This window comes from Streptomyces sp. NPDC004327, assembly GCF_042873935.1.
Classification (GTDB): Bacteria; Actinomycetota; Actinomycetes; order Streptomycetales; family Streptomycetaceae; genus Streptomyces.
On sequence record NZ_JBIAME010000001.1, the window covers coordinates 327953 to 343283 of the forward strand.

Below are 15331 nucleotides of genomic sequence, written 5' to 3' on the forward strand. Positions count from 1 at the left end.
GGGCCCCGCGAGCGCGGGCAGTCGGACCGGGGGACGCTGAAGCGGATACGCCGCCCCGGTCCCGGGTTCCCGATCCCGGTCCCTGGTCCGGTCCGCGGCCCGGATTCGCGGTTCGGTCCCGGGCCGCGGATCGGATTCGGTCCGGTCAGTGGTCCTTCAGCGGTCCGATCCGTCGTCCGGAATCCCGGCCCGGATTCCCGGGCCCGCCCCCGTACCCACGGAGCCCCTCATGACCCAGCCCCCGATCCCGGATCCCTGGCCGCCGCCCGGGCCGCCGTCGCCCCCGCCGGTGCCGCCGCCCAATCCCGTACCGGAGCCCGAACCCTCGCCCAACCCCATGCCCGAACCCGAACCTCAGCCGCAGCCCGGGCCCGCCGGGCGGTCGTGACCAGCGGAGGTCGCGGGCGGGAGATCACCGGCGAGAGGCCCCGGGCGTGAGGGCGCGGACGCGAGGCCCCGGTCGAAGGGTGACCGTTGGAAGGTGACGGACCATGCGGGGATTGGGGCGAAGCCCTTGTCACGCACCGTTGCCCACCCTTACCGTGGGCGACTGCCGATGCGTTCGAGGGGGGCCCATGGCCGTGCGCGGAACACGTGGGAAGCACCGCCGGTACCAGCCGAGCCGGATCAACCGGGCCTCGCTCACCGTCACCGCCGGCGGCGCCGGCATGGCCCTGCCGCTGATCGGGGCGGGGACGGCGCAGGCGGCCTCGCTGGACGTCTGGGAGAAGCTCGCGGACTGCGAGTCGTCCTCCCACTGGCAGATCAACACCGGCAACGGCTACTTCGGCGGACTCCAGTTCAGCCAGTCCACCTGGGAGCGGTACGGCGGCACGCACTTTGCGCCGCGCGCCGACCTGGCCTCCAGGGACCAGCAGATCGAGGTCGCCGAGCGCGTGCTCAAGGGGCAGGGGCCCGGTGCCTGGCCCGCCTGCGGCCCGCGCGCCGGGCTCGAGCGGGGGAGCGGCGAGGGGCAGGGCGCGGACGGCGCTTCCGGGCCCACCACGCAGACCGAGGGCATCCGCCCGCTGACCCAGGCCGCGTTACCCACGCAGCGGAGCAAGCCGGCGAGCCCCACCACCGTGCCCACCGTGCGCGAGATGTACACCGTGGAGCCCGGCGACTCGCTCTCCAAGATCGCCCGCGACGAGCACGTCAGGGGCGGCTGGCCGCGCCTGTACGAGGCCAACCGCACGGTCGTCGGCGGTGACCCCGACCTGATCCTCCCCGGTCAGCGGCTCACCCTGCGGATGACCGCTCCCGCCCCCGCGCCCGCCAAGCCGGGCCCCGCGTCGAAGCCCGTGTCGAAGCCGAAGCCCCACCCGGAGAACAAGCCGCACCCCCAGACCAACCCCCATCCGCAGGCCAACCCCCACCCCCAGACGAAGCCGGCCTCCAAGCCCCCGGCCGCCAAGCCCGTCCAGAAGCCGGCCCCGCGGCCCGTCCACAAGCCCGCGCCCCAGCCGGTCCACAAGCCGGCCCCGAAGCCTACGGCGCACAAGCCCGCGCCCCGCCCCGAGCCCGCCGCGCACTCCTTCGTCTCGCCCGTCGCCGACACCGACATCGGCACCCGCTACCGGGTCGCCGGGTCCTCCTGGTCCAGCGGCTACCACACGGGCGTCGACTTCCCCGTCCCCACCGGCACCTCCGTGCGCGCCGTGGCCGTCGGCCGGGTCGTCTCCGCGGGCTGGGGCGGGGCGTACGGCTACCAGGTGGTCATCCGGCACGCGGACGGCCGCTACAGCCAGTACGCGCACCTCTCCGCGCTCACCGTGCGCGAGGGGCAGCGGGTCAACACCGGTCAGCGGATCGGACGTTCAGGGTCGACCGGCAACACTTCGGGACCGCACCTCCACTTCGAGATGCGCACGGGTCCCGGGTACGGGTCCGACATCGACCCGCTGGCGTACCTCCGCGCCCGGGGCGTCTCTATTTGAGAAGGCGGGCGCATCTGACACCGACAGGTGGTCCGCGGGCTTCGACATCCGGTCGAGGGTGAGCTCGACCAGCCCGCCCGCCGCCACCGCTCCGCAGATCAGCGCGGCGACGCCGCCGGCCGTGCCGTAACGGAAGGACTCGCCGAAGAGGGTGAGGCCGACGGTCGCGGCGACCACCGGGTTCACCACCGTGACCGTGGCGAGCGGGGCGGCGAGCCCGGCGCCGCGGTACGAGGCCTGGGAGAGCAGCAGGCCGCCGACCGCGAGCGCGGACAGGACGAGCAGGCTCGGCCACTGGGCGAGCGGCGCGTCGAGGCGGAAGTCGACGGCGACGGTCTTGGTGAAGACCGAGGCGATGCCGAAGGCGATGCCGGCCGCGGTGGCCAGGACGACGGCGCGCGGCGCCGGACGCCGGACCAGGTGCGCCGCGGTGAAGAGCAGCGCCACCGCGCCGAAGGTGACGAAGGCGAGCAGCCGCCGCTCGTCGCCGTCGAGGGACTGGGCCGCCGTGCCGCCGGTGAGGCTGAGCAGCCCGGCGAGTCCGGCGGTGGCCATGAGCGCGCCCCGCCACGCGGCGCGGCCGGCCCGGCGGCCGACGAAGAGCGCCGCCATCGGCAGCGCGAACACGATCGTGAGGGCGCCGAGCGGCTGGACCAGGCTCAGTGGCCCGTACGCGAGCGCGGCCACGTGCAGGGCCGCGCCCAGGCCGGTGAGCAGCACGGCGCCCCACCACGCGGGCCGGCGCACGGGCGCGTAGCGCGGGACGGCGGCCGAGGCCGCCACCCGCTCCTGCACGATCGCCGCGGCCGCGTAGGCGGCCGCGGAGACCAGCGAGAGGAGCACGGACAGCACCAGGGGGCTCATGACTCCACGATCTCTCTTCAGCGCGCTCCCGTCGTCGTACCCGGGAACGCGATCGGAGGTACCGCGGATGGAGTACGAAGCCGCCTCGTACGCCCACGGGTGTACGCCCGTGCAGGTCAGGCCGGGTGGAACGCGACCTTTCCGGTGTCCAGGTCGAAGCGGGCGCCGACGATGCGCGCGTGGGAAAAAGCCGCATCCCGAGCCAGTCGGCGGGTGATCCGGTCCACATTGGCCCGCACCGTGTTCTCCACCCAGTCGCCGGGCAGGTGCCGGGTCGCCCGGGCGGCCGGGGCCAGCTCCTCCACGACCCGCTCCAGGTGTCCCTCGGCGGGGTTGCCGGTGCGCACGTACTCGACGGCGGCGGCCGCGGCCCCGCAGCGCTCGTGACCGAGGACGAGGACCAGCGGCACGTGCAGCTCCTCGACGCCGTACTGGAGCGAGCCGAGCACGGCCTCGTCGAGCGCCTGGCCCGCCGAGCGCACCGCGAGCAGGTCGCCGAGGCCCTGGTCGAAGACGAGCTCCGGCGGGACGCGCGAGTCGATGCAGCCGAGGACGGCGGCGAAGGGGTGCTGGGCCACGGCGACGGTGGCGCGGCGGGCCTCGTCCTGGTGCGGGTGGCGCTGGCGGAGCGCGGCGAACCGGTCGTTGCCGGCCCGCAGCTCGGCGAGCGCGCCGGACGCGTCGAGCAGGCCGGCCGCGGGGCGGCGCGGCGCCGGGACGGCGACCGGCGCGGCCGCGCCGACGGTGGTCGCCGTCAGGGCGGCGAGGCCGAGCGCGAGGACGCCGCGGCGGCCGGGTCTGGCGGCGGGGACGGGGGTGGGAGTCGTGAGGGACATGCGCCGAGCGTGGCGACCGACCTGCGCTTTTGGAATCCCCTTGGTCTGGACTTGACCGGTAGTTGACCATAGCTGGCCAGAGGTGATCGGTTTTGTCTCAGTGGATGGAAGGATGCCCGCGTGGATCGCGATGAACTCGACGCAGGCGCGCAGCTCGGTGGCTTCTTCGCGCTGCGCACCAGCCCGCCCGCCCAGGCCGCCCACCGTCCGCTCGCGGAGCTGTACGCCGGCCGGGACGACGCCCCGCTCACCGCCCGCCTCGACCGCGTCGCCGCCACCCTCGGCACCCCGGAGCGCCGGGTCGCCGCCTCCGTCGCCCACCTCGGCCTCGCCGCCCGGCTCTGGTCCACCGCCCTCGGCCCGGCCGCCCTGGCCGGCCGCTTCCCCGACCTCGCGCCCGACACCCTGCACTGGGACGGCGCCCGCAGCGCGCCGGACGACCTCTGGTGGTCCGGCACGGCCACCCGCCCCGGCACCGTCGCCGGGCTGCGCGCGGCCGTCGTCGAGGCCCACCTCGTCCCGCTGCACGCCGCCCTCGCCCGCGACGGCCGGATCTCCCCGCGGCTGCTCTGGGGCAACGCCGGCTCCGCGCTCGCCGGCGCGCTGCGCGAACTCCTGCGCTGGGCCCGCGCCCATGACCGCCCCGACGCCGCCGAGCGGGCCGTTGCCCTGACCCGGGGCCTCCTCGGCCACCCCGACCTGGCGGGCACCGTACGCGGCCCGGCCCTACGCCGTACCAGCTGCTGCCTCTACTACCGGTCCGCGTCCGGCGGTCTGTGCGGCGACTGTGTGTTCGACCACCCGCCCCGTACGGGTTTGGAGCGGCGGCCCCCGGCTCCGTAAAGTTGCGTCTTTGGAAGCAGTGGAAGTACTGGACGTGCTGCGGGGGTGCAGGCGTGCGGGCGCGAGCGATCGAGGAACGACGAAGGCCATGACGGTGACCGAAGAGACCCTGTCCCAGGAGTACGGGCCGGGGATCGACCCCGAGCGCCTGGCCGTCTGCCTGAGCGTGCTCGACGAGCTCGACCAGCTGGACGTCGACCACCCGGACGCCATCGCCGTCCGCCGCGCCACCGCCGGCATCTACCGGACCGTGAAGCAGCGCCGCCGCCAGGAGCGCCGGGCCGCCAAGACCGCCCACGACAAGGCGGTCACCGAGGCCACCGCGACCGGCTCCGCGCAGCGCATCGACGACGAGACCGAGGGCATCCTGCCGTCGTCGGCCACCGAGGAGGGCCGGATCGCGGGCATACTCCAGCGCCCGCGCTCCTGCTACACCTGCAAGAGCCGCTACGTGGAGGTCGACTACTTCTACCACCAGCTCTGCCCGGACTGCGCCCGCACCAACCGGGCCAAGCGCGACGCCCGCGCCGACCTGACCGGCAAGCGCGCGCTGCTCACGGGCGGCCGCGCCAAGATCGGCATGTACATCGCGCTGCGACTGCTCCGCGACGGCGCGCACACCACCATCACCACCCGCTTCCCCAAGGACGCCATCCGCCGCTTCAAGGCGATGGAGGACTCCGCGGAGTGGATGCACCGCCTGGAGGTCGTCGGCATCGACCTGCGCGACCCGGCCCAGGCCGTGGCCCTCGCCGACCAGGTCGCCGACGCCGGCCCGCTGGACATCCTGGTCAACAACGCCACCCAGACCGTGCGCCGGCTGCCCTCCGCGTACGCCGCCCTCGTCGACGGCGAGAGCGCGCCGCTGCCCGCCGGCGAGCTGCCCGCCCACCACGTCATCGGCGCCTTCAACTCCGGCGCGGTCGACGGCCTCGCCGCGCTGCCCATCGGCACCAGCGGCCTCGACGCGCAGAAGGTCGCCGACCTCGCCCTCGTCGCCGGCAACGCCAGCATCGAGCGGCACCACGCCGGCACGGCCATCGACGCCGGCGGCCTGGTCCCGGACGTCGTCGAGAGCAACACCTGGGTGCAGACCATCGACCAGATCTCCCCGGTCGAGCTGCTGGAAACCCAGCTGTGCAACTACACCTCGCCGTTCATCCTGATCAGCAAGCTGCGCCCGTCGATGGCGGAGGCCGCCGCGAAGGCCGCCAGCAGGCGCGCGTACGTCGTCAACGTCTCCGCCATGGAGGGCGTCTTCGGTCGCGGCTACAAGGGTGCCGGGCACCCGAACACCAACGCCGCGAAGGCCGCCATGAACATGGTGACCCGGACCAGCGCCCAGGAGATGTTCGACGCCGACGGCATCCTCATGACCTCGGTCGACACCGGCTGGATCACCGACGAGCGCCCGCACTTCGACAAGCTGCGGCTCGCCGAGGAGGGATTCCACGCCCCGCTCGACCTGGTCGACGGCGCGGCCCGGGTCTACGATCCGATCGTCCGGGGCGAGCAGGGCGACGACGTGTTCGGCGTGTTCCTGAAGGACTACAACCCCGGAAAGTGGTGACCGAATTCTGATCGATGATCGAGCGTTTGGCCTGGTGGGGGCCGGTAAACGGGCCAGTGTCACTCGATCGCGTCACAGTTTCGTGCCCCATAGAGCGCTGACGCGCTCATCTGGTTAATCTGATGTCCACGGTCGTCCACACGGGGTTTCACCGAACCCCCACGGGCGGCCTGGGGACTGGCCTGCACCTGGGCCGCGGTCCCGCCCGGAAGAACGGCGCAACCGCGACCGAACGGCCATGAGTTCCCATCGACGCGACACGAAGGAGTGCGCGGTGACACCAGAATTGACGCAGCAGGAGCAGCCCCCCGCCCCACCGGCCACCGAGCGCAAGCGCCGGACCGGGGAGCTGGGCAGCCTCGAAGTCTGGGCCCGCTCGGCCCCGATCCGCCTCGCCGGTTACGAGGACGACCTCGCCGAGCCGCACATCCTGCCCGGCATCGACTGATCCGCAACCACGCTTCGCCGCCCGTGCCCCCGGCCGCCCCCCTCGGCCGGGGGCACGGGCGTGCGCGGAGGTGAGGGTGAGGGCGAGGGCCTCGGTCAGCGCCGTCCGGCCGGCTCGCGCAGCCGTACCGGAGGCATGTACTCCCGCACCAGCGTTCGGTGCCACCACGCCCCGGTCTCCCGCAGCTCGCGCCAGGTCGTGTACCGGTAGCGGTAGAGCCGGGCCCGCACATGCGTCGGCGGCGCGTCCGGGAACGGGTTGTGGCGCAGCAGCCGCAGGGTGTCGCGGTCCCCGGCGAGCAGCCGCTCGACGAACGGCCCGAACCAGTCGCGGGCGTAGCCGGGGGAGAGCGCCGCGAACCACATCAGCCAGTCGAGCCGCAGATGGTACGGGGCGAACTGGCGCGGCAGCCGGCGCGGGTCGCCCGGTTTGCCCTTGAAGCCGTACTCGCGCCACACGGTGCCCTCGTGCGGCACCGGCTCGTCCGTGCCCTCGACCGCGATCTCGTCCCGCACCCGGCCGACCGTGCCGAAGGCGCCGTAGGTGTTGACCAGGTGCAGCGGGTCGAAGGAGCGGTTCATCGTCTGCCGCCGGGAGAGCAGATTGCGCACCGGGTGCCGGCTCTGGACGAGGATCAGGACCGCCGCCGCGCACACCACGACCACGTACCAGACCGGGGCGCCCGGCTGCGGGTGGTCGTGTCCGGCGACCAGTGAGCCGTCCAGGGCCGACAGGGCGAGAAGGATGGTCAGCCAGTTCAGCCAGGCGAAGTTCCCGGAGAGCACCAGCCACAGCTGGGTCGCGATCATCAGCCCGGCGGCGACCGTCGCCACCGGCTGCGGGGTGAAGAGCAGCACCGGCACGCCGAGCTGCACGACGTGGTTGGCGGCGCACTCGGCCTTGTGCAGCGGCCGGGGGAGATGGTGGAAGAACCAGCTCAGCGGTCCCGGCATCGGCTGGGTCTCGTGGTGGTGGTAGAGGCAGGTCAGGTTCCGCCAGCACGGGTCCCCGCGGATCTTGATCAGCCCGGCGCCGAACTCGACCCGGAACAGCAGCCAGCGCAGCAGGAACAGGACGACGACCGGCGGGCCGGTGTCGTCGTTGCCGAGGAGCACGGCGAGGAAACCGGTCTCCAGGAGCAGCGACTCCCAGCCGAAGGAGTACCAGGTCTGCCCGACGTTCACGATCGACAGGTACAGCGCCCAGAGCAGCAGCCACAGCAGCATCGACACGGCGAGCGGCACCGCGTCGCCCGCGCCCGCCACCAGGGCGAGGGCGAGGGCGGCGCCGCTCCAGGAGACCGCCGCGAAGAGCCGGTCGGAATAGCGCCACTGGAACAGGCTGGGCGCCCGGCGCGCCGGGACCCGCCGCACGTACTCCGGCACCGGCAGCATGCCGCGCTCGCCGATCAGCGCCCGGAACTGGAGCGCGGCCGACAGGAACGCGACGAGATAGAGACCGGCGAGCCCCCGCTGGAAGACGATCCGGCTCAGCCAGTAGTCGGGGGCGGTGAACCACTCCATCGCACGCGGTCAGCGCGGTCGCCCCGGCGGTGGGTCAGCCCTTGCGGTCCTGGTCGTCGTCCGTGGTGCGCTCGCCCTCCGCCTGGGAGGGAGTGGTGCGGGCGACCTGCGGGTGGACATGGGCCTTCTGCTGCTCGTCCATGTCCTCGTCGAGGCGCTCGCCCTCGGCCTGCGAAGGGCTCGTGTACTCGTCGTACTGGCTCATGGCCGCCTCCTTCGAGGAGCACGGGTGAGTACAGAACGAGCGTAGCTCTCATCGGCCGTCGGCGAGGTCCGCGGCGGGATCCGTGACGCGCTCCGCGACGAGCCGCGTCAGGGCCCGGCCGAGGAGCCGGGCGTACGCGTGCTGGAGCGCCCGCACGACCGGTCCGCCGAGCCGGGCGTACCAGGCGGCGGCCCGGCTGAACGCGGTCACCGTGAACCACACCGAGCCGTCCTCGTGCAGGGTGACCACGAAGGACTCCTCGCCGCACTCCGGGTGCCCGGTCCGGGTGCCGTACCCGAAGCCGGTCTCCGTCGCGGTGTACGTCGTCCAGATCACCTGGCAGGGCGCGATGAAGCGGACCGGGCCGAAGCCCAGCGACACCTCCAGGGTCACCCCCGGCTCCGCCCGGACGGCCGCGCTGGTCACCCGGGCGCCGGTCGCCCGGTGCATGGCCCAGGTGGTCACGGCCTCGCCGGCGGTCCGGTAGGCGGCGGCTCCCTCGCCGACCCGCACCGTGTGGTGCAGATAGTGGTAGCCGGCGGGCAGCGGGCCGGTGCGGGTGGCACCGACCTCGGGGTAGTTCGGCCCGGTGGCGGCGTGGCCGGAGAGGCTGCGAATGAGGCGGGTCATGCCGGGGACTCCGTTCGACGAGCGGCGAGCGTACGGGGGTGGGCGGTGGTCTCATGAGCCGGGGCGCCTGTACGGGATGGGGCGCCGGTTTGGGACGGGGCGCTGGTACGGGACGAGGCGCCGCTTTGGGCCGGGGCGCCGGTTCGGGCCGGGACGCCGGTACGGGCCGGGGCGAGGCGGCGCCAGGCGAGCAGCGAGCAGACCGCGAAGCCCAGCGCGTTGCCGAGGCCGTGGGTGGCGGCCATCCAGGTCAGGCTGGGATGCGGCAGCCCGGTGGCCTCGCCGAGCGCCCAGCTCAGCGCGAGCAGCATCGTCGCCACCAGGACCGCGGCCGAGACGCCGAGCAGCGCGCGGGTCACCGGGTCGGCCGTCGCCGGGCGCAGCTCGCGCCAGGTGGCGAGGGCGACCGCCCACATGCCCGCGGTGAGCACGACGGCGCCGGCCAGCTCGGCCCAGTCGTCGACGAAGTAGCCGCAGAGCACCAGCAGGGTGCCGAGCGGCACGCTGAGCGCCGCGAACCGGGTCGCCGGGCTCTCGGCCGTACGGCAGACGAGGCCCGCGACCAGGGCCGCGGCGAAGCCCGCGAAGTGGAAGTGGGGCACGGTCAGGGCGAGGATGCCGAGCTCGAAGCCGAACAGCTGGTGCCCGGCCCGCTCGGCGACCAGCGCCAGGCCCGCGACGGCCGGCGTCACCAGGGCGGTGAGCGCGGCGACCTCGGCGGGGGCCAGGGACCGGGTGCGGGCGAGGCGGGCCGGGGCGTGCAGGGCGAGGGCCAGGGTGGCGCAGGCGTAGCCGCCCGCGAGGGCGGCGGCCAGCGGCGAGCGCGGGAGCCAGAGCGAGACCGCGCCGGGCAGGGCGAGCAGCGGCCAGGCCCGGCGCAACAGCCGCAGGCTGCCCGGCGGCGAGTCGTCGAGGAGCCGGAGCCCGACCGGCACCACGGCGAACATCCCCAGCATCACGATCAGTCCGACGAGCACGGACATGGCACCGCCCACCCCCTGTTGAACGCGTTCAACCCTTCGTCCGCTGAGCGTAGAGGGTCGCTTGAACGTGTTCAAGGCCGGGGTCCCGGAGAGGAGGCACGGGCGGCCCGTGCCGGATGGACGCGCCCGGATTGCGGCGCCCCGGGCCCTGCGGCAGACAGGAAGGAACGATCAACGGCAAGGACCGAAGGCAAGGACCGAGGTGGGAGACCCCGTGCGCGACGCAACCAGACGACGGCCCCCGCGGCCCGCCGCCCCATCGGCCCCCGCGCACGCCGGCCGGTACGCCCTCGCCGCGCTGGCCTCGGCCGCGCTGCTCGCCGGCTGCTCCCTGCGCGGCGACAACGGCGAACCGGGCGCCGAACAGGCCGCCGCCCCCGCCGTCGCCCGCGAGGTGGTGCTCCAGCCCGCCGGCAGCCAGGGCCCCGCCCCCTTCACCGCCTCCACCGCGCAGGAAGGCGCCCCGGCCGCTCCCGGCGCCCCGCCCGCCACCGGCGTCGACGGCCCCGCCCCGGCCGGCCGCGCGCTCACCGGCGCCACCCCCGGCCTCTACGGCGGCACCCGCTCCGTCGCCAGCTGCAACGTCGAGCAGCAGATCGCCTTCCTCGCCGCCGAACCGGCCCGCGGCCGCGCCTTCGCCGAGGCCGCGGGCATCCCCGAGGCCAACCTCGGCGGCTGGCTGCGCGGCCTCACCCCGGTCCTGCTGCGCGCCGACGCCCGGGTCACCAACCACGGCTTCCAGGGCGGCCACGCCACCGCCTTCCAGTCCGTGCTCCAGGCCGGCACAGCCGTCCTCGTCGACGGCTACGGCGCCCCACGGGTCCGCTGCGCATGCGGCAACCCGCTGCGCGCCCCGGCCGCCGCCCCCGGCGCCGTCCACGCGGGCCAGCCCTGGCCCGGCTACCGCCCCGACCGGGTCGTCGCCGTCACCCCGACCAGCACCGTCGTCACCAGCCTCGTCATCGTGAACGCCGCCGACGACACCTGGATCGAGCGGCGCACCGGCAGCGACGGCAGCGCGGACCGCCGGCCCGACGTGCTCCCGCCCTGCGACCCGGCCTCGTGCGACGTCGTCACCGCACCGCCCGCGCCGCTGCCCGACGGTCCCACCGCCCCGCGGCAGCCCCCGGCCCCGAGCGAGCCGGCGAGCCCGCCGCCCACGACGCCGGACCGCGGCACGCCGGACCCGGTCTCCCCGGCGCCGGACGTGCCGAGCGCGCCGGACGTGCCGAGCGCGCCGGACGTGCCCAGCGCGCCGGTCGGGCCCGACGCACCCGTGGGCCCGGACCTCCCCGCCGTACCGGACGCACCGGACACGCCGGACGGTCCGGGCGGCCTCCCGACCCCGGAGCCGCCGCCGTCCTCCGACGACCTGTTCCCGGCCGACACCGGAGCGGGCCGGCAGCCCGACACCTTCCAGGGCTGATCGCGCGCGGTCCGTTCCCGGACGGCGTCGCGGGGGCGGGGCGGGCGATCTTCGCCGTGCGCTCGGCCGGGGGTGCGCCTAGCCTGGCCCCCATGAGCGCGGGACGACCGGATGGGGAGGCGGCCGGGCGGTGCCGCTGCGAGGCGGAGCCGGCGGGACAGTCGTGCTGCTTCCTGCACGAGTTCGGCCAGGAGTTCCGGATGGGCAGCTTCGACTGGGACCTGGTCACCGGCCGGATGGCCATGGACAAGGGCGCCCTGAACGTCTTCGACATGGACCCGGCCGAATACGACGGCCTGCCCGCCACCCTCGGCTCGCGCGTACTGCCCGACGAGGGCCACCGCCTCGACACCCTGGTCGCCCAGGCGCTCAAGGACGGCAGCACCCACTACGGCGCCTACTTCCGGATCCGCACCCGGTCCGGCCTCCAGCGCTGGACCCACACCCAGGGCCTGGTCCGGCGCGACGGCACCGGCCGCCCGGTCCGCATCGTCGGCATCATCCGCGACGCCTCCGAGGAGCTCACCGAGTCCGCCGCCCGGCTCGGCCTCGACGAGGGCCGCAGACAGCGCACCAGCGTCGTCGAGGGCACCACCGCGGCCCTCGCCCACGCCCGCACCGTCCAGGACATCATCGAGCTGCTCGGCGACTCCCAGGGCCTGGAGCACTTCGGCGCCGCCAGCCTCGTCGTGGGCCTCCTGGAGGCCGGCCGCATCCACCTGGTGGCCGAGGGCCGCGAAGGCGCGTTCGTCCCCGGCACCCGTTTCACCCGAGTGGACGAGCCCTACCCGATGAGCGAGGTCATCCGCACCCTGCGCCCGCGCTTCATCGAGTCCGCCGAGGACTTCGCCGCCTCCTACCCGATCCTCTGGCCGCACATCAGCGGCCTCGGCATCACCTCCGCCGCCTATCTCCCGCTCATCGCCCAGGCCCGCCCCATCGGCGCCCTCGGCCTGCTCTACAGCGACCGCACCGGCTTCAGCCCCGACGAGCGCAACCTGCTCGTCGCCCTCGGCAGCTCCATCGCCCAGAGCCTCCAGCGGGCCATGCTGTACGAGCAGGAGCACGACCTCGCCGAGGGACTCCAGCAGGCGATGCTGCCGCGCCGCATCCCCGAGGTGCCCGGCGCCCGCATAGCCGTCCGCTACCGCTCCGCCCGGCTCGGCCGGGACATCGGCGGCGACTGGTACGACATCATCCCGCTGCCCGGCGGCCGCGTCGGCGCCGTCATCGGCGACGTCCAGGGCCACGACACCCACGCCGCCGCCGTCATGGGCCAGCTGCGGATCGTGCTGCGCGCCTACGCCGCCGAGGGCCACACCCCGGCCACCGTGATGGCCCGGGCCTCCGTCTTCCTCCACGAGCTGGACACCGACCGCTTCGCGACCTGCACCTACGCCGAGACCGACCCGGCCACCGGACTCATCCAGATCGTCCGCGCCGGTCACGTCGACCCGCTCGTCCAGGACGCCGACGGCACCGCGCACCGCGTCCCGGTCGAGGGCGGGCTCCCGCTCGGGCTCTCCGCCGAGTTCGGCCGCCTCGACTACCCCGTCAACACCGTCGAGCTCGACCCCGGCAAGACGCTGCTGCTCTACACCGACGGCCTGGTCGAGAAGCCGGGCGCCGACCTCGATGAAGGCCTCCAGTGGCTCTGCTCGCTGGTCAAGCGCGGCCCCCGCGACCTCGACGAACTCGCCGACCACCTCTGCGAGGTCGTCGACGAGCGCGGCGGCGAGGACGACGTCGCCGTGCTGCTGCTGCGCCGCGAGGTCGCCTCCCCGGAGCGGGCCGGCGGCCGGCTCCAGCAGCACGTCGGCCAGAACGACCCCGAGGCCCTCAGATCCGCCCGCCACATGATCCGCGCCGCCGTGCGCGCCTGGGGCGCGACCAGCCGCGCCGACGAGATCGAGCTCGTCGCCGACGAGCTGACGACCAACGCGCTCATGCACACCGACGGCGGCGCGATCGTCACCCTGCGGATGCTGCCCGGTCCCGAACGCCGGCTGCGCGTCGAGGTCGAGGACCGCTCCAGCGCCCTGCCGCGCCGTCGCGAGGCCGGCGACTCGGGCGTCTCCGGCCGCGGGCTCCTCCTCGTCGAGCGCATCTCGGACGAGTGGGGCGTCGAACCGCGCGGTGGCGGCAAGTGCGTGTGGTGCGAGTTCGTCACCGAACAGCCCGCGGCCGAACAGCCGGGCAGCGAACAGCCCGGACCCGAGCAGTCCGCCACCGCCACGGAACAGTCCGCCACCGAAGAGCCGGGGGACTGACCCGGACCCGCACCCCCCGGGGCCCGCGTCCGACGGGCGCGGGCCGCGCCCGTGCGGCAGGGTGGTGGCATGCCCGAGCTGCCCGAGGTCGAAGCCCTCCGCGAGTTCCTCGACGAGCACCTCGTGGGCAAGGAGATCGCCCGCGTGCTGCCCGCCGCGATCAGCGTGCTCAAGACGTACGACCCGCCCGTCACCGCGCTCGACGGCGCGCGGGTCACCGGCGTCGCCCGGCACGGCAAGTTCCTCGACATCGCCACCGAGGGCGGCGCGGCCGGGCAGCTCAGGCTCGTCACCCACCTGGCCCGGGCCGGCTGGCTGCACTGGAAGGACGTCCTGCCGTCCGGGCCGCCGAAGCCCGGCAAGGGCCCGCTGGCGCTGCGGGTCGCGCTGACCGGCGGCGACGGCTTCGACCTCACCGAGGCGGGCACCACCAAGCGGCTCGCCGTGTACGTGGTCCGCGACCCCGCCGACGTCCCCGGCATCGCCCGCCTCGGCCCCGACCCCCTCGCCGAGGACTTCGACCTCGCCGCCTTCACCGCGCTCCTGGCGGGCGAACGGCGCCAGATCAAGGGCGCGCTGCGCGACCAGGGCCTCATCGCCGGCATCGGCAACGCGTACAGCGACGAGATCCTGCACGCGGCGAAGATGTCCCCGTTCAAACCGACCCAGAACCTCACCGCCGAGGAGACCGCCGGCCTGTACGAGGCGATGCGCACCACCCTCACCGAGGCCGTCGCCCGCTCCCACGGCCTCGCCGCCGGCAAACTCAAGGCCGAGAAGAAGAGCGGCCTGCGCGTCCACGGCCGCACCGGAGAGGCGTGCCCGGTGTGCGGGGACACCATCCGCGAGGTCTCGTTCAGCGACTCCTCGCTCCAGTACTGCCCCACCTGCCAGACCGGCGGCAAGCCGCTCGCCGACCGCCGGCTGTCCAAGCTCCTGAAATAGCGCCAGGCACCTGAAATAGACTCCCGCGCATGCTGCGCGTACTGGCCGTCGACGACGAGGCGCCGGCCCTCGGCGAACTCCTCTACCTCCTGCGGGCCGACCCGCGCGTCGCCACCGCCGAGGGCGCCGCCGACGCCACCGAGGCGCTGCGCCGCATCGGCCGGGCGCTGGACGCCGGACCCGAACGCGGCAGCCCCGACGGCATCGACGTCGTCTTCCTCGACATCCACATGCCCGGGCTCGGCGGGCTCGACCTGGCCCGGCTGCTCGGCGGCTTCGCCCGGCCGCCGCTCATCGTCTTCGTCACCGCCCACGAGGGCTTCGCCGTCCAGGCCTTCGACCTCAAGGCCGTCGACTACGTGCTCAAGCCGGTGCGCCGGGAGCGGCTCGCGGAGGCCGTGCGCCGCGTCCACGACCTCGTCCACGCCTCGGCCGCCGCGCACAAGGCGTCCGCGCCCGAGCAGATCCCGGTCGAACTCGGCGGCGTCACCCGCTTCGTGTCCGTCGACGACATCGCCTACGCCGAGGCGCACGGCGACTACGCCCGCCTGCACACCGACCACGGCAGCCATCTCGTCCGCATCCCGCTCTCCACCCTGGAGGAGCGCTGGGCCGCCCGCGGCTTCGTCCGCATCCACCGCAGCCACCTCGTCGCCCTCGCCCGCATCGACGAACTGCGCCTCGACGGCGGCGCCACCTCCGTCCGCGTCGGCGCCGCCGAACTCGCCGTCTCCCGCCGCCACGCCCGCCAGCTGCGCGACCTGCTGATGCGGCGCGCGGGCGGCTGACCGGCCATGACCTGTCCGAGTCGCCCCCTACCGGGCCCGGAGCCCTTCCGCGTACACTCCACG

At 74.7% G+C, this 15331-nt stretch carries 13 protein-coding genes and 1 pseudogene; 8 read left to right on the plus strand and 6 right to left on the minus strand.

Features of this window, described 5'->3' with window-relative positions; genetic code table 11:
* Positions 1–575: 575 nt before the first annotated feature.
* Positions 576–1937 carry a transglycosylase family protein gene (locus ACFYU9_RS01335; RefSeq protein ID WP_389341261.1) on the plus strand — a complete coding sequence of 454 codons (1362 nt, stop codon included), beginning with the start codon at positions 576–578 and terminating at the stop codon, positions 1935–1937.
* On the opposite strand, the gene ACFYU9_RS01340 is transcribed toward ACFYU9_RS01335, so the two are convergent.
* The gene (locus ACFYU9_RS01340) at positions 1818–2801 is read right to left on the minus strand and encodes a DMT family transporter (protein ID WP_389209729.1); all 984 of its coding nucleotides are present in this window, start codon (positions 2799–2801) and stop codon (positions 1818–1820) included. The two genes, ACFYU9_RS01335 and ACFYU9_RS01340, sit on opposite strands and share 120 nt — an antisense overlap.
* Positions 2802–2917: 116 nt before the next feature.
* On the minus strand, positions 2918–3637 hold the full coding sequence (locus tag ACFYU9_RS01345) for a carbonic anhydrase (protein WP_389341264.1): 720 nt from the start codon (positions 3635–3637) through the stop codon (positions 2918–2920).
* A 120-nt stretch (positions 3638–3757) separates the two neighbouring features.
* Here ACFYU9_RS01345 and ACFYU9_RS01350 point away from each other — a divergent pair, with 120 nt between their 5' ends.
* From ACFYU9_RS01350 to ACFYU9_RS01360, 3 genes are all read left to right on the plus strand, one after another.
* Complete coding sequence (locus ACFYU9_RS01350; RefSeq protein WP_389209733.1) at positions 3758–4480, plus strand: (2Fe-2S)-binding protein; 723 nt, start codon at positions 3758–3760, stop codon at positions 4478–4480.
* An 88-nt stretch (positions 4481–4568) separates the two neighbouring features.
* Positions 4569–6050 (plus strand): SDR family NAD(P)-dependent oxidoreductase, encoded by a 1482-nt coding sequence (locus ACFYU9_RS01355; protein ID WP_389209735.1) that lies wholly within the window; start codon positions 4569–4571, stop codon positions 6048–6050.
* Positions 6051–6324: 274 nt separating this feature from the next.
* The gene (locus ACFYU9_RS01360; RefSeq protein WP_389209737.1) at positions 6325–6498 is read left to right on the plus strand and encodes a hypothetical protein; all 174 of its coding nucleotides are present in this window, start codon (positions 6325–6327) and stop codon (positions 6496–6498) included.
* 95 nt (positions 6499–6593) lie between these two features.
* Here the strand turns inward: ACFYU9_RS01360 and ACFYU9_RS01365 are convergent, their stop codons facing one another.
* The 4 genes and pseudogenes from ACFYU9_RS01365 to ACFYU9_RS01380 all read right to left on the minus strand — a co-directional run.
* Positions 6594–8021, minus strand: coding sequence for a lipase maturation factor family protein (locus ACFYU9_RS01365; protein ID WP_389209739.1), 1428 nt, complete (start codon positions 8019–8021; stop codon positions 6594–6596).
* A gap of 34 nt (positions 8022–8055) precedes the next feature.
* Complete coding sequence (locus ACFYU9_RS01370) at positions 8056–8226, minus strand: hypothetical protein (RefSeq protein ID WP_389209740.1); 171 nt, start codon at positions 8224–8226, stop codon at positions 8056–8058.
* A 48-nt stretch (positions 8227–8274) separates the two neighbouring features.
* Positions 8275–8856, minus strand: coding sequence for a DUF1990 family protein (locus ACFYU9_RS01375; RefSeq protein ID WP_389341267.1), 582 nt, complete (start codon positions 8854–8856; stop codon positions 8275–8277).
* A 170-nt stretch (positions 8857–9026) separates the two neighbouring features.
* Positions 9027–9839 (minus strand): annotated as a pseudogene (locus tag ACFYU9_RS01380) (YndJ family protein); the annotation flags it as partial.
* Between the two features lie 214 nt (positions 9840–10053).
* Between ACFYU9_RS01380 and ACFYU9_RS01385 the strand changes: the two are divergent.
* From ACFYU9_RS01385 to ACFYU9_RS01400, 4 genes are all read left to right on the plus strand, one after another.
* The gene (locus ACFYU9_RS01385) at positions 10054–11265 is read left to right on the plus strand and encodes a DUF6777 domain-containing protein (protein ID WP_389341270.1); all 1212 of its coding nucleotides are present in this window, start codon (positions 10054–10056) and stop codon (positions 11263–11265) included.
* A gap of 200 nt (positions 11266–11465) precedes the next feature.
* Positions 11466–13535: a SpoIIE family protein phosphatase gene (locus tag ACFYU9_RS01390; RefSeq protein WP_389210381.1), complete on the plus strand. Its 2070-nt coding sequence runs from the start codon at positions 11466–11468 to the stop codon at positions 13533–13535.
* A 69-nt stretch (positions 13536–13604) separates the two neighbouring features.
* A complete protein-coding gene (locus ACFYU9_RS01395; RefSeq protein ID WP_389341273.1) occupies positions 13605–14480 on the plus strand; it encodes an Fpg/Nei family DNA glycosylase in 876 nt (291 codons plus the stop codon).
* 29 nt (positions 14481–14509) lie between these two features.
* Positions 14510–15268 carry a LytR/AlgR family response regulator transcription factor gene (locus tag ACFYU9_RS01400; RefSeq protein ID WP_389209748.1) on the plus strand — a complete coding sequence of 253 codons (759 nt, stop codon included), beginning with the start codon at positions 14510–14512 and terminating at the stop codon, positions 15266–15268.
* The last annotated feature ends 63 nt before the right edge of the window (positions 15269–15331 follow it).

Bases quoted from the DNA above. Each gene is read 5' to 3' on its own strand.
- ACFYU9_RS01335 (WP_389341261.1), top strand. From the start codon at position 576: ATGGCCGTGCGCGGAACACGTGGGAAGCACCGCCGGTACCAGCCGAGC.
- ACFYU9_RS01340 (WP_389209729.1), bottom strand. From the start codon at position 2,801: ATGAGCCCCCTGGTGCTGTCCGTGCTCCTCTCGCTGGTCTCCGCGGCC.
- ACFYU9_RS01345 (WP_389341264.1), bottom strand. From the start codon at position 3,637: ATGTCCCTCACGACTCCCACCCCCGTCCCCGCCGCCAGACCCGGCCGC.
- ACFYU9_RS01355 (WP_389209735.1), top strand. From the start codon at position 4,569: ATGACGGTGACCGAAGAGACCCTGTCCCAGGAGTACGGGCCGGGGATC.
- ACFYU9_RS01365 (WP_389209739.1), bottom strand. From the start codon at position 8,021: ATGGAGTGGTTCACCGCCCCCGACTACTGGCTGAGCCGGATCGTCTTC.
- ACFYU9_RS01370 (WP_389209740.1), bottom strand. From the start codon at position 8,226: ATGAGCCAGTACGACGAGTACACGAGCCCTTCGCAGGCCGAGGGCGAG.
- ACFYU9_RS01375 (WP_389341267.1), bottom strand. From the start codon at position 8,856: ATGACCCGCCTCATTCGCAGCCTCTCCGGCCACGCCGCCACCGGGCCG.
- ACFYU9_RS01390 (WP_389210381.1), top strand. From the start codon at position 11,466: ATGGGCAGCTTCGACTGGGACCTGGTCACCGGCCGGATGGCCATGGAC.
- ACFYU9_RS01395 (WP_389341273.1), top strand. From the start codon at position 13,605: ATGCCCGAGCTGCCCGAGGTCGAAGCCCTCCGCGAGTTCCTCGACGAG.
- ACFYU9_RS01400 (WP_389209748.1), top strand. From the start codon at position 14,510: ATGCTGCGCGTACTGGCCGTCGACGACGAGGCGCCGGCCCTCGGCGAA.